Source organism: Paenochrobactrum glaciei, from assembly GCF_039522165.1.
Taxonomy (GTDB): domain Bacteria; phylum Pseudomonadota; class Alphaproteobacteria; order Rhizobiales; family Rhizobiaceae; genus Paenochrobactrum; species Paenochrobactrum glaciei.
This window is the reverse complement of record NZ_BAAADE010000006.1, coordinates 93,686-107,046: the sequence shown is the minus strand read 5'-3', so window position 1 is coordinate 107,046 and position 13,361 is coordinate 93,686. Positions and strand designations below refer to the sequence as shown.

Below are 13,361 nucleotides of genomic sequence, written 5' to 3'. Positions count from 1 at the left end.
TTATACGGCTTTGTAACCGTATAAGGGATCAGTATTGAAGTCGGATTATTCAGCAGGTGTTGCGAAAATTGCCGACGTCACATTGGCCTTCGACGGAATATATTTCACATTCTTGGACGAAGCCCATGTTGCTTTCGGGCTGTAGAGCGGCAGAATGCCGTAATCGCTGATGGTCATCGCCATTGCTTTTTGCAGCATAGCTTCGCGTGTCTCATCATCCATGGTTTCGGATGCTTTGTTGACCAGCGCATCCATTTCCGGATTGGAATAACGACCACGGTTTGACGTGCCGATGCCTTTTTCATGGTCACGGGTGCCTGCGATGCCGCGCAATGTATAAGCGGCCTCACCGGTTGAAGTGCCCCATGAATGGATCATATGCGCAAACTGGAAGTCATTGGTTTTCGGAATGAAAACGGCATGTGGCATGGTTTCGATTTCGGTGCGCACACCAATACGTGTCCACATCTGACCAATTGCCTGCGAAGCGCGCACGCGTGATGTATCATCGTTCGAAGTGGTCAGCACCACACGGAAACCTTCCGGATAGCCAGCTTCTTTCAAAAGCTCCTTGGCCGCAGCCGGATCATAAGGCTCAACCGGAATTTCCGGATTATAGCCGAACAGACCTTCCGGTACGAGCTGGCTTGCAGGCAGTGCATCACCGGAAAGCCCGCGCTCTACGAGGCTTTTGCGGTCGAGTGCCATGGAAAGCGCTTTACGTACGCGCACATCCAGCATCGGATTTTTATCCAATGGCTTGCCATTATTGTCGGTTACCTGACCTGCGATCGGTTTTTCATGTTCAACATCCAGCGCCACAAAAACAATACGATTGGTGGCGGTTGACCAAAGCGCGATATTCGGCGCTTTTTCCAGATTGGCGATGTCGCTGGTCGGCACGCTGGTGATCAGATCTACGTCACCGGCAAGGAGTGCCGCAATACGTGCAGGATCAGAGCTGATAATGCGCTGTGTTACTTTATCCCAGGCAGGCTTGCCGCCCCAATAATCAGCAAAGCCTTCAAATTCATAAATTTCGCCGATGCGCGCATTGGTAAATTTATAAGGGCCGGTGCCGATCATGGCTTTACCGGTGACATAATCTGACGTGGTTTTGTTTTCGCCGTTTTTACGCGAAACAATCTGCACATCGGCCAGATTGATCGGCAGGTTAGGTGCAGCACCTTTGGTGACCACTTCCAATGTATGATCATCAAGCGCTTTATAAGAAACCACATCAGCCAGACGCGCGGTGAACGGGCTCGGGCTGTCAACAATGGTTGGCACACGTTCAAAAGTGAAAATCACATCATCGGCAGTAAATGGTGTGCCGTCGTGGAATTTCACGTTTTTACGCAGGTTAAAATGCCAGATATTGTCTCCCTTATACTCCCAGCTTTCGGCCAGTGCCGGAACAGGGCGCATATTCTCGTCTTTCCAGGTCAGCCCCTCAAAAACCTGACCTGTCATAGAGATGTTGGAGCTGTTGGCATGAAAATGCGGATCAATGGAGGTCGGAGCCGAGCCCATTCCCATCCGCAAATCTGCTGCCCATGCCGATGCCGTCAAGGCACAGCATGCTACTCCCGCCAATGAGACAGCGCGCAAAAAGCGTGTTGCCATTGTGGTTTGAAGGCGAATTCCGTGATTTTTTATCATAATTTTTCTTTCGTTCGCTAGATTTCAACCAGTTTAGTCTTGTTTTTGCAGCACCGTACGCAATGCGCGAATATCCGATAAAGTTTCGATATTCAGCACTGTTTCGATGAATTTATCTGTCTCTTGCTTAAGGAGCGGTGATAATAAATCCTGCGCTTTACGAATAACGTCGTTGCGATCCATCGGGTTCTCCACCACTCCCTTTACCGCGTAAGTGCGGCGGCTGACGGTGCGCCCGTCTGACAAAACTGCCGTGACAATTGCCTGACGGATCGGCAGTGCATCAGCGAGTTCTGCACTTGGCAGCAACAACATTTTATTCTTCATGGCCAGAATGGCCGGATCTTGCAAGCGTGCATAATCATGTGAAGCATGGAAACCAAAACAGCCATCCACCAGCATCAAAGCAAGGCAATGTTTGCAGTTGATATCCGGCACACCACGGTCTTCCACGACATCGACCACATGGGATGGGAGTTCGATGGTCAGTTTCTCGATATTGCCTAAATGAACCCCTTCGTTTTCCATCAAATATTCAAGGGAATCGAGGGCCGATTGAATAGGCGAACCGACACACCATTTTTTGATATTGGTGAGCATAACCTCAAAACGGGTGCCTAGTTCGCCAATCAGAATGTCGCGATCCGGATTGTCCGAATAGGCATCCATGAAATTGCCGCGGCCTTCAATCACATCATCCGTGCCGGAAAAGCCATGAGCAATCATTGCAGCTGCACTCACGCCGTTGCGGGCTGGCAGGCCGGCAAAATGGAAAGCTTTTTCCATATGGTCTTTATCACGCATCCAAACGGCAATGCCGCCGGTTTGATGTGCGACATTGGAGAAAACATAGGCCATACGCTCTGCGTCAATCTTATAAAGCGCACCGGCGGCGGCGGCTGCACCCCATGCGCCACCAATGCTATAGGGGCCATGACCACGCGCATAAATATGATTTGAACCAAGCGCGATATTCATACGGGCATAGTAATCATAGCCAAGAACAACCGCTTTTAGAAAATCACTGCCACTGGATGCGTTAGCTTCAGCCGCAGCCAATGCGGCAGGGACAATAGCGCAGCCCGGATGGCCGATTGCCGCCGGATGGCTGTCATCGGTTTCATTGGCATGTGCCATGATGCCGTTGACAAGAGCTGCATCAGCCGGATGTAAAAAACGGTCAGAGGCAACAATGCCCGCGGCTCTGTCAGCTGATTGCGACAGGGTTTTGGAATAGGATAAAGCCATCTCACCCACTGTGAGGCGGGCGCCGGTGATCATGGCGCAGAATGTATCCAAGATATGATATTTGGCTTTTTCCGCGACGTGATCCGGCAATGTGTCGCTCAAAGCATTGGCGGCATAGGCACTCATGCGATTTATATAAAAATGCTCGCGATTTTTATCACTGTGTGTCATTAATTCCGGCTTCATACTATACCTGTTATGCTTCACTAAGTTTGAGCTTGAGTTTAAGTTGGCGGGCTGAAACGGAGCAAACGGATTTTTGGAATAGTTATAGTCCGGTTTGGACATCTGGCCTCAGCCGGATGTCGCGGCAGGCATGAGCTGAAGAAAGTAAGGGTTTGGATTTAAGTTGGATTGAAGATTTTCTGGCTGTGGTGGAATGCAAAGGTTTTGCGCGGGCGGCACGTCAACGCAACATTACCCAGTCGGCTTTTTCCAAACGCATCCGCTCGCTTGAAAACCATCTGGGTGGCGAGCTGATTGTCCGTAATCGTCAGCCTCTGGAGCTCACCGAACTGGGTGAGCAATTTCTCAATGATTGTAAGCCGATTATTGTCAGCGTACGCCGTGCCGAAGAAAACGCACGTCAATTGCTTGGTCATGATCGCTATTTGTTGAGGTTTTCCGGCGCGACCACGCTGGTGCAGTCTTTTTATCCATCATGGATTACCCGCAAAAAAGCGATGATGCCGGAAATTGTGCCCAATGTTTTGTCATCGCGCACGACGCCTGAAGATGTGCAGGCGCTGGATAATGGCGAATTTGATTTTTTCCTGACCTATCATTCGTCGGGTCAGGTGTCTTCATTTGATCTGGAACAGTTTGAATATAAGATTTTAGGCCCTGAACAGGTGGTGCCTGTTTGTGTGCCGGATAAAGACGGCATAACGCCGAGCATCAATTTGGATGATTTAAACGGTGTGGTGCCTTATGTTGCGCGGTTGCCAGGTTCTTATATTGGTAATGTGGTTGAAAGCCGCATTGCTGAAAATAATTTGCAGGTTTTGAAAACCTGTCAGGGCACCAATGGCGAAAATTTACTTGGGCTGGTGCTTGAGGGGAATGGCATTACATGGATGCCTTATGACCGGATTAAAAATCTTCTTGCTGAGAAAAAGCTTGTTTTGGCCGGTGGGACAAGCTGGACAGTGCCGATTGAAGTGCGCATTTATAAGCGCCTTGGCCGCAACCGCACGGTGGTGAACAAGTTCTGGGCAAGCATTACGGAAAGCGGAAAAGAGTTTCCGATCAAAGTTTAAGCTTTACGTCCGATTTTAGCGAGTAAAATAACTGGCAATATACCGATAGCAACAATGGCTAAAGCAGCCAATGACGCTTCTTCATAAGTACCGCGCGCCGCTTCACCATAAAGATGGGTTGCAAAAGTTTCCATATTCAGTGGCCGTAACAATAAGGTTGCTGGTAATTCTTTGACGCAATCGACAAAAACCAGCAGCGCCGCAGCACTTAGAGCTGTTTTGGATAATGGCAAATGCAGACGCCGGAATGTGCTGGTGCTGTCATGTCCAAGTGTTCGTGCAGCATGATCAAAAGAGGGGGGGATGCGGTTCAGACCTGCCTCAATGCCACCGGCTGAAATAGCCATAAAACGAGTGGCATAAGCATATAAAAGCGCAGCACCAGAACCAAGTAGTAACAGCCCTGTTGATGCACCAAAATAGAATTGCATATTTTGGTCGATATAGCGGTCAAAGCTACCCGTAATGATGAGTACCCCGATAGCAATTACTGTGCCTGGTGCTGCGTAGCCCATGGTTGATAATCGGAAAAACCATTGGGAAGCGTTGCCGGGGCGAAGACGCATCGCATAGGCGACAACTAAGCCACATAAAAGTGTGATAATAGTGGCTGTTCCTGCCAACAAAATTGTATTGAGTGCCTCATCATAAAGACGGGGCGATATGCCTGCGAAGCGCACACGCTTCCATGCTTCAATTACAAGATATGTGGCAGGTGCAATAAAGCCGAACAAAACAGGAGCGGAGCCAAATAGTAAAAGTATCCAGCCTTTTAGGCCTTTGATTTTGCTCGGTTCAAAGCTTTGGCTGCGCTGTGTGCTTAGCGTGAAACGCTGCTTGCGTCTTGCCCAGCGTTCCAGCGAAACCAGTAAAACGACAATGAATAATAATGCTAATGCAATTTGTGCAGCTCCCGGTAAATCGGAGCGGGTAATCCATGTTGTATAAATCGAAACGGTTAAACTGCGCACACCAAGGAACTCAGCTGCGCCAATGTCGTTTAACGTTTCCATTAAGGCCAGGCTGACACCAACAGCCACCGCAGGCCGTGCCATTGGTAATGCCACATGCCAGAAAATGCCACGTCTTGAAACGCCTAAGGTGCGAGCAGCTTCGATCAGATTGGCAGATTGGGTTAAAAACATCGCACGGGTTGGAATGTAAACATAGGGGTAAAGCACAAAGCCTAAGAGCAAAATGCAACCTGTCAGAGAGCGGAGATCGGGCAGGCGAAACTCGCGGGGGCTGGAGTAGCCAAGCAAGGTGCGGATAGCACCTTGTACAGGGCCGATGGGGTGCAAAATATCCAGATAAGAATAAGCGATGATATAAGTGGGAACAGCAAGCGGCAATAAAAGTGCCCATTCAAGCACGCGACGGCCGGGAAATTGATAGGCCGTTACAAGCCACGCCGTAGTGGTGCCAAGTGTTGCAGCGATGAGCCCAACGCCCATGAGCAATATCAGCGTGTCTCTTAAAGCAACGGGTAAAGTGGTGGCCAGTAAATGTGACCAGAGACCTTCGGACCCTTCATATGCCTGTAAAATCAAAGCCAAAACCGGCAGTAACATCAAGCCGGTAATGATCATGCTGATGATAAGCCAAAGGCTGCCTGATCTGAACCGGCACATAGGCTTCTTGGATGTCGGGTGCGAAGTGGTAAGCATAAATGATGAGTAAACATTGGCGCCAAAAGGATATGGCGCCAATGGTTAAAGTATTTTAGTTGTCAAAGCCAACTTTATCAACCAATTCACTGGCCTGCTTGCGCTTGGAGACAATTTCGGTCAGTGGTGTCGGGTCAATTTTCAATTCGCCAAATGAGGCAATGATCGGGTCAATAGTTGCGCCCGCCTTAACCGGATATTCGAAGTTTGCTTCTGCATAAATTTTCTGCGCTTCGTCAGAAACGAGATATTCCAGTAATTTTACGGCTGCATCTTTGTTTTTAGCGTGTTTTGCAACAGTAGCACCGCTGATGTTAACTTGTGTACCGCCATCTTTAAATGTTGGCAGCACGACATCAATACCATCACCCCATTTTACTTGTTCTTCGCCGCCTTTGCCCGAGCGCATCAGGCCGACATAGTAAGAATTGGCAATCGCCAGATCGCAGATGCCGCCAACAATATCTTTGGCACCGTCGCGGTCGCCGCCGGCAGCTTTGCGCGCCAGATTGCCTTTCAGGCCGGTGAGCCATTCTTCGGTTTTTTCCGCGCCATGATGTACGATATAATCAGCAAAAAGTGCTGTATTATATGGGTGCTGGCCGCCACGAATACAGATTTTGCCTTTCCATTTTGGGTCAGCAAGTTCTTCATAAGTGATTTCTTTCAGGCCGAGCTCTTTTGCTGCATAAACAACGCGAGCGCGCATGGAAAGCGAGAACCACTGATTGCCTGCATCACGCAATTGCGCCGGGATATTCTGAGTGAGAACATCAGATGAAACAGGCTGGGTCAGACCTTTTTCAACGAGATCAATGAGGTTGCCCGCATCGACGGTCATCAAAATATCGGCAGGGGAACTCTCGCCTTCGGTTGCAACACGTTCGGCCAATCCATCTTTAAGAAAGACGGTGTTGACCGCGATACCGGTTGAGGTTTTGAACGCATCAAGCAAAGGCTGGATGAGACCTGGTTCACGGGTTGTATAAATATTGACTTCGTCAGCTGAGGCGCTGGTTGCAAAGAGAGCAGAAAAAGCGAAGGCGAGGCTTGCATATTTATAGTGTGCTTTAACCATGGTTTCTTTTATCCGATAACCTGTAGGTGGGACAGTTTTGTGCTGTCCGGTTAAATAAGAGTAATGCAGTCAAGTTATTATATGGAATGCAGCAGGCGTCAAGTGAGATAGCTTGTGAGTGGTACTATAGTTTAAAGACTAGGGCTCTATCGCGGTTCACTTCAATATACGCAGTTTGTGCGTGAGCTGGCAGGCGCATAGGGGTGCGCAGTTTGAGCGGCTCAGCGAGAGCGCCAACTTTTAGTGTTAACTCTTCCATATCGCCACGGAATATGCGGTTTTGGATGTGAGCGGAAATGGTATGTTCGGATGCTGTTTCTGCCGCGCTGGGGCAAATATCGCATGGTCGTAAGTAAACGACAGCTGGGCATTCATCGCCAGTATAATCTGTCACAAAACAACCAATGGCTGTGTCCACCTGGCCAGATCGTATCGTGCCGTGAATAATATTATAATCACAGAAAAAATCAGCGGTATAACGACAGCATGGTTTGTCATAGAGTTCGCGGGGGCTGCCGGTCTGAATAATATGACCGGAGCGCATCAGCACAATCTTGTCGCCGGTTGAAAGGGCTTCTTCTGCATCATGGGTGACGAAAACAACGGTTGTGCCTAGTTTGCGCAATAAACTAATCGTATCATGACGCAACTGATCGCGAAGGCTGCGATCCAGATTGGAAAAAGGCTCGTCCATGAGCAGGATGTCTGGTTTGGGTGCGAGAGCGCGTGCCAAAGCAATGCGCTGTTGTTCGCCTCCGGATAACATATGCGGATATTTGTCTGACATATGTGTCAGATTAACCAGTTCCAGCATGTCGCGTGCGCGGTTTCTGGCTTGCGCCCTGACCATTTTGCGCAAGCCAAACATAATGTTTTGCTCAATAGTTAAATGCGGAAAGAGAGCGTAGTCCTGAAAAACCACGCCCACTTTACGGTTTTCCGGCTCAACAAAGCCGCTGTGTCCTGCCACTTGTGTGCCATTAATGCACACGCTGCCGCCATCGGGGCTATCTACACCGGAGATGATCTTTAAAAGTGTGGTTTTTCCGCAGCCGGAATGGCCGACAAGGCAGACGACCTCGCCGCGCTCTATCGTCAATGACAGATCGCTCAGCGCTTGGGTGGAACCAAATTTTTTATGAAGATGAGAGAGTTCCAATGCCGGCGTTCTGTTGTGATCCGGATTAGTGCTCTGGTTTGCGCTCATCATATATTTTGCTGCCTCGTAATTTCATTGATGGAGACTGGGCAGTGTATAGCATTGGCTTTGGTTTGAAGCCAGATAAACATGATGAGACGCATCATGATTGTGGTTGACGTGGATGCCTTAATGGCATCCACGTTTTTCTAGTCTTGTCAGACTGGTACTTCTACATCAAGGAAAGGAGCGTATTGCTGAGCTCCAAAGATATCCGGATCACCAGGGCTGCCGCTTGGACGCACGCGTGAAATTGTGAATTTGATAGCAAAGGCAGGATCATATTCAACAAAATCTGTCAGACGCTTTTCCGGCAAGCCCAAAATAGCGCAGACACGTTCACGCGAAAGCACTCCTGATTTTTTTACCCGATCATATGTTTCCTGTTCACGGAAGATAATATCAAAAGTGATTTTATCAGTTCCGGCATTTTTGCTGCGAATGGTTTTCGCAAGTTCTGATAGTTTAGTAGTTGTCATTTTACCTGCACCTAACCTTGAGAAATAATTTCACTATGGGTCGGAAAGAGCTCAAGCGGATCATCAACGGCCATTGTGTGATTGAGTGTCCATACATAACCAGCACTGGCACGCATCACTTCATCAAGGATGAAGGAGACCCCGCCCGCAGTTCCTTTGACTTCGGGTAAACGGGCATAAAATAGTTGTCTTGTGCCGGTAATGGTTACTTCTTCGGCCATTTCAGCCGTTGGTGCGATACCTTGAACGACAATCATCAGCTCGTGGGCAGGATTGTTTTTGTTAGGCTCCATATCTCCCATAATACCATTGCGACCAAAGACATTATAGTGGAGTTCCCAGCCTTCATCGCCGAAACGTTCACGTACCTGATTGCGAGCCCATTCGATGACCTTGTCGACATTGGCAATTGTGTAAGGGTCACGAATACCGGCCATGCCGACATAACGCTCGCCGATTTTGCCGGAGCCTTCAAGTTTGACACGAAACTCTTCAGCGGGCACGAATTTCATGCCGGTTACGCGTGTGGTTTTTTCTGAAACCTGCTCGTAACGGCAATCAGTCATATCAAGGAGGCCACCAGCAACATACTCATGAAACGGGTTTGCACGTTCATACATGGCATGGCCTGCAACCGATGCAATTGTACAGCGTTGTTCAGGGCTCATGGCAGTTACTTCAACATAATCATCGGTGATTTCACCCATGACAGTTTCTTTGGCGCCATAAGGTTCTGCGCAGAAAGATGCACATTCTAACACTTTGCCAAGATAATAAGACTGGGCTTCAGGATAGCCTTTGGCTAAGGCGCCTGCGGCAAACAAAGCACTGTCGGAAGACCTTCCGCCGATGATGACGTCGCAGCCCTCATCAAGTAATTTCTTAAACGGATGAATGCCAGCCATTGCAACGACACGCTCTGTGGCGTCGAGTGTTTTTTCATCCAAATCAGCGCGTTCATCCAGCCCGCGTACAGCAGAACCATTGCGGATTTTTTGGCGGATCAGCTCCTTATCGACTTCTGAATAGAACCAGCCAAGTTTGAAATCGGCAAGTTTGTGTTTCTTGGCTAAATCACGAATGATGCTGACATACATATCCACGCGGCTATTGCTGCCGGTGTCGCCAGCCGAGCCAATGATCATGGGTACTTTTTTATCCCGTGCTGCCAGTAACATGATTTCAAGATCATGTTCTTGCCATGCCCGCGGGCTTGCACATGTATCACTGCCAAGGGGACCCGGGCCAATATCGTCACTGCCTGAATCTGCAGCGATAACATCCGGATTAATCTCCACGCCGAGTTTAAAACTGTCCGGTTTCAGTGGCGCAAAACCCAAGTGACCATTAGGACATATGAATTTCATTGATTGCATGCCAAGTTCTCCAACATTAACGATCTGCCGAATGGCTAATGAGAACCAAGCACTTTCCGTGCCAAATGATTTGAATTTGCTTTTTATTGTGAAAAATTACTGATTGGATCGATTTTTAATATGTAAGATATTGATATTTAAAGTGAAATTTATATTTTGAATTGTGAGTGTATAGACGCGTCAAATGCCCTGAGTAATTATAAGTGATGGATAATTGAGTATTGGAATGGGCTATGCGTGAATTACGTGTGCAGCGTGAAAAACACGCAGCTCTCAGGCTGAAATATTCAATTTCATCATGTGATGGCGAAGAGCATGGCGGCTGATATCCAGTTCTGTCGCAGCCTGACCAATATTGCCTTGGGCTTTTGATAGTGCGCGTTCAATCAGTGATTTTTGAAACTGTTGTGTTGCGATGTGAAAATTGGTTTCTGCATTTTCAGTGCTGCCCGCACTGGGTTGAGGTATACTGACATGCTTCGGATTGTGCGCGCCACGGATAATACGGTCAGGTAAATGCTTTAAAAGGATTTCGTTTTCATCTTCGAGAATGAAAATACGTTCTAAAAGATTTTCCAGCTCCCGCACATTGCCCGGCCATGGGTAATTTCTAAAAACTTGTGCAACTTCCTCAGAAATGCCGGTAATATTGCGCTTGTAGCGTTCATTTAATTGTTTGAGAAAGTGCTGTGTGAGGATCAAAACATCGTCATCACGTTCCCGCAGGGGCGGAATATTGATCGCTATCACTTGAAGGCGATAATAGAGATCTTCACGAAAGCGCCCTCCATCCACTTCGGCTAGTAGTATTTTATTGGTTGCGGTGATGAAGCGCACATCGACATCAATGGGCTGAACGGCTCCCACACGACGAAAGCGTTGTGTGTCCAAAAGGCTTAACAATTTTGCTTGCAGGACAAGATCCATTTCCCGAATTTCATCGAGGAATATGGAGCCTTGATTGGCTGTTTCAACAAGACCGGATTTCTTCGCTGTGGCACCGGTAAATGCGCCGCGCTCATAACCAAAAAGCTCTGATTCAAGTAAATTATCCGGAATGGCCGCACAATTAACGTCAACAAATTCATGTGCGGCGCGCGACGATTGCTGATGAAGCATTCGTGCCACCAGCCCCTTACCGGTTCCGGTTTCGCCGTAAATGAGAATTGTCCGTGTGGGGCTTTTGGCAACGCGCGTTATCAGGCGACGTGTTGCTTCAATTGAGTGATGTTCACCAATGAGCTGTCCTTGATAACTGGCCACGCCTCTGCCCTTTGCTTCCATTGTGTCAGCGCTCCTTTACAGTCAAATGTTTTTGCGGATGACCATTAAGAGCATAGTGATACCATGGACTTATACATGGATTGGGGCCACTGAAATATAGCTCACGTCGTTTCACATCATATATCGCTGAGGATATGGTTAAAGATCCGTGCCCCTCGGGGTGCTGGCAAAGCGAGCCATAAATTTCGGTATCTTTATGAGACTTCATCAAGGCAATTGCTTGTTCTATCGACCAGTCACCATGCGGTATGCGGTTTTTTAAAACTGCAAAGCGCTCAAGCGAGCTTTTGGAGATAGAATCTCCGTCAGTCGGGTAAGTTTGCTGATGCAGTTCTTCACTGATGAAATGATTGCTGCGCCAGACCCGCGGAGCAGTTTCAATGCTGATTTGATGGTGACCAAGTTCAACTGCGGCAATAGTGCCCGTTACGTCGGCCATGACCAAAGTACCACCACCGGCATGAGTACGAGTGCGTATGAAAGTAATGGCTTCGTCAACCGTGTGGCATTGTGCCAGCAGGCGCGTCATTAGAAAATAGCGCAACCAGCCGATACCGTGGTCACGGCTACCAACTTGTGTATCGACTAAAACCAGGCCTGAGGCATTCATGCCGCTGGAATAAGCGCCAGGACTGCCAAGACTGCCGACACACAGAACGGAGCCGGTTTTGATATCATCGCCTTGATGGGAAAATACACGCTGGATTGCGGTGTGTGATCCGGCAAAATCACGGTTTTTGACAACCAAAGGGCCTTGAGCACTGTCATTGACTGCCCATGCGCTGCAACCGTCAGGGTCAATGCCTCCGCATCTTTTATGATCCCTGAGGACGGCCAGATGAAGATGCTCAAAAAGTAGACTTTCTTCCAGTCCGAAACCTTGCGCGATGCCTTTTAATTCTTCTAAAGATTTTGGGTCGTGTATTTCAGCAAATTGCCGTTGAGCTTGCAGGTAAACTTCCCCCGCATTATCCAGCAAGCCTTCCGCACGTGCCTGATGCACACGTTGCAATGTTGCATCGCGCACAGCCTGAACAGTATCGGGATTACATTTTTGCTGTTGTAAACCACGCTCAAATGGCGAGCCTGAAAGACTGATTGGGTCACGCTGCTGAAACAAGGTTTTGATCCTCCAAGTGACAAGCGGTTTGGTGATTGGGTGCCACTTTTACAGTTTGCGGTGCAATTTTGCTGCATACAGGCATGGCAAAAGGGCAGCGTGTATGAAATTTACAGCCCGATGGCGGATTGAGCGGTGAAGGTAAATCTCCGGATAGACGAATGCGTTGCTTGCGCTCAGGATTGTCGATATCCGGCACAGCCGACAAAAGGCTTTTTGTATAAGGATGGCGCGGATTGGATAAGACACTTTCGGTGTCGCCCATTTCCACGATTTCGCCTAAATACATCACGGCCACTCGGTCACTTAAGTAACCGATGACCGAAATATCATGCGAAATGAACAGATAAGTCAGATCGCGTTGCTTTTTCATTTCATTCAGCAACTGAATGATTTGTGCCTGAATAGAAACATCAAGTGCTGACACAGGCTCGTCGCAAACAACGAATTGTGGATTTAAAATCAGCGCGCGCGCTATGCCGATACGCTGGCGCTGCCCACCAGAGAACTGATGTGCATAGCGATCAAGATGTGCAGCTTTAAGTCCTACGCTTTCGATTATTTCCACCACTTTATCGCGCATTTCAGATTTTGTTTTTACAAGGCCATGGATTTGCAGGGAAAGCCCGACGATTTCTGCAATGGTACGGCGCGGATTAAGCGAGGCATAGGGGTCTTGGAAAACGATTTGCAAATGTTGGCGCATGGCCTTCATTTGCGTGGTATCAAGCGCGGTAATATCTGTGCCTTGAAAATTGATTTCACCACTTGTCGGCTCATGTAGCCGCAAAATTGTGCGCCCAAGCGTGGATTTCCCGCAGCCGCTTTCTCCGATCAGCCCTAGAGTTTCCCCTTTGTGAATGTCAAAAGAGACCGAGTTGAGGGCTTGGATTTGAACCGGTTTTCTTTTGGTTAGCGTATCTAATAATGTTGGTTGGCCGCCATAATGTTTGACGAGATTTTTAACAGTAAGCAAAGGCGCTGATATTG

General features: G+C 48.4%; 11 protein-coding genes. 1 reads left to right on the top strand and 10 read right to left on the bottom strand.

The window, feature by feature from the left end:
• Positions 1-45 precede the first annotated feature (45 nt).
• Positions 46-1,662 carry an ABC transporter substrate-binding protein gene (locus ABDZ76_RS13695; RefSeq protein WP_343806464.1) on the bottom strand — a complete coding sequence of 539 codons (1,617 nt, stop codon included), beginning with the start codon at positions 1,660-1,662 and terminating at the stop codon, positions 46-48.
• Positions 1,663-1,695: 33 nt separating this feature from the next.
• Positions 1,696-3,081 (bottom strand): MmgE/PrpD family protein, encoded by a 1,386-nt coding sequence (locus tag ABDZ76_RS13690; RefSeq protein WP_343806462.1) that lies wholly within the window; start codon positions 3,079-3,081, stop codon positions 1,696-1,698.
• A gap of 167 nt (positions 3,082-3,248) precedes the next feature.
• Between ABDZ76_RS13690 and ABDZ76_RS13685 the strand changes: the two genes are divergently transcribed.
• The gene (locus ABDZ76_RS13685) at positions 3,249-4,169 is read left to right on the top strand and encodes a LysR family transcriptional regulator (protein ID WP_343806460.1); all 921 of its coding nucleotides are present in this window, start codon (positions 3,249-3,251) and stop codon (positions 4,167-4,169) included.
• On the opposite strand, the gene ABDZ76_RS13680 is transcribed toward ABDZ76_RS13685, so the two are convergent.
• The 8 genes from ABDZ76_RS13680 to ABDZ76_RS13645 form a co-directional block, all read right to left on the bottom strand.
• Positions 4,166-5,758, bottom strand: coding sequence for an ABC transporter permease (locus tag ABDZ76_RS13680; protein WP_343806458.1), 1,593 nt, complete (start codon positions 5,756-5,758; stop codon positions 4,166-4,168). The two genes, ABDZ76_RS13685 and ABDZ76_RS13680, sit on opposite strands and share 4 nt — an antisense overlap.
• A gap of 133 nt (positions 5,759-5,891) precedes the next feature.
• Positions 5,892-6,914, bottom strand: coding sequence for a Fe(3+) ABC transporter substrate-binding protein (locus ABDZ76_RS13675; protein WP_343806456.1), 1,023 nt, complete (start codon positions 6,912-6,914; stop codon positions 5,892-5,894).
• 124 nt (positions 6,915-7,038) lie between these two features.
• Positions 7,039-8,121, bottom strand: coding sequence for an ABC transporter ATP-binding protein (locus tag ABDZ76_RS13670; RefSeq protein ID WP_425541765.1), 1,083 nt, complete (start codon positions 8,119-8,121; stop codon positions 7,039-7,041).
• Positions 8,122-8,270: 149 nt separating this feature from the next.
• Complete coding sequence (locus ABDZ76_RS13665) at positions 8,271-8,591, bottom strand: DUF4387 domain-containing protein (protein WP_343806452.1); 321 nt, start codon at positions 8,589-8,591, stop codon at positions 8,271-8,273.
• An 11-nt stretch (positions 8,592-8,602) separates the two neighbouring features.
• The gene (locus ABDZ76_RS13660; protein ID WP_343806450.1) at positions 8,603-9,967 is read right to left on the bottom strand and encodes an acyclic terpene utilization AtuA family protein; all 1,365 of its coding nucleotides are present in this window, start codon (positions 9,965-9,967) and stop codon (positions 8,603-8,605) included.
• A gap of 273 nt (positions 9,968-10,240) precedes the next feature.
• Complete coding sequence (locus ABDZ76_RS13655; protein WP_343806448.1) at positions 10,241-11,251, bottom strand: sigma-54 interaction domain-containing protein; 1,011 nt, start codon at positions 11,249-11,251, stop codon at positions 10,241-10,243.
• A 4-nt stretch (positions 11,252-11,255) separates the two neighbouring features.
• Positions 11,256-12,371: a C45 family autoproteolytic acyltransferase/hydrolase gene (locus tag ABDZ76_RS13650; RefSeq protein ID WP_343806446.1), complete on the bottom strand. Its 1,116-nt coding sequence runs from the start codon at positions 12,369-12,371 to the stop codon at positions 11,256-11,258.
• Positions 12,355-13,359 carry an ABC transporter ATP-binding protein gene (locus tag ABDZ76_RS13645; protein ID WP_343806509.1) on the bottom strand — a complete coding sequence of 335 codons (1,005 nt, stop codon included), beginning with the start codon at positions 13,357-13,359 and terminating at the stop codon, positions 12,355-12,357. The genes ABDZ76_RS13650 and ABDZ76_RS13645 overlap by 17 nt, the downstream gene beginning before the upstream one ends.
• Positions 13,360-13,361 lie beyond the last annotated feature (2 nt).

What these genes read in the sequence shown, in the direction of transcription:
- ABDZ76_RS13690 (WP_343806462.1), bottom strand. Translation starts at nt 3,081, where the DNA reads ATGACACACAGTGATAAAAATCGCGAGCATTTTTATATAAATCGCATG.
- ABDZ76_RS13675 (WP_343806456.1), bottom strand. Translation starts at nt 6,914, where the DNA reads ATGGTTAAAGCACACTATAAATATGCAAGCCTCGCCTTCGCTTTTTCT.
- ABDZ76_RS13655 (WP_343806448.1), bottom strand. Translation starts at nt 11,251, where the DNA reads ATGGAAGCAAAGGGCAGAGGCGTGGCCAGTTATCAAGGACAGCTCATT.
- ABDZ76_RS13665 (WP_343806452.1), bottom strand. Translation starts at nt 8,591, where the DNA reads ATGACAACTACTAAACTATCAGAACTTGCGAAAACCATTCGCAGCAAA.
- ABDZ76_RS13680 (WP_343806458.1), bottom strand. Translation starts at nt 5,758, where the DNA reads ATGATCATTACCGGCTTGATGTTACTGCCGGTTTTGGCTTTGATTTTA.
- ABDZ76_RS13670 (WP_425541765.1), bottom strand. Translation starts at nt 8,121, where the DNA reads ATGAGCGCAAACCAGAGCACTAATCCGGATCACAACAGAACGCCGGCA.
- ABDZ76_RS13695 (WP_343806464.1), bottom strand. Translation starts at nt 1,662, where the DNA reads ATGATAAAAAATCACGGAATTCGCCTTCAAACCACAATGGCAACACGC.
- ABDZ76_RS13660 (WP_343806450.1), bottom strand. Translation starts at nt 9,967, where the DNA reads ATGCAATCAATGAAATTCATATGTCCTAATGGTCACTTGGGTTTTGCG.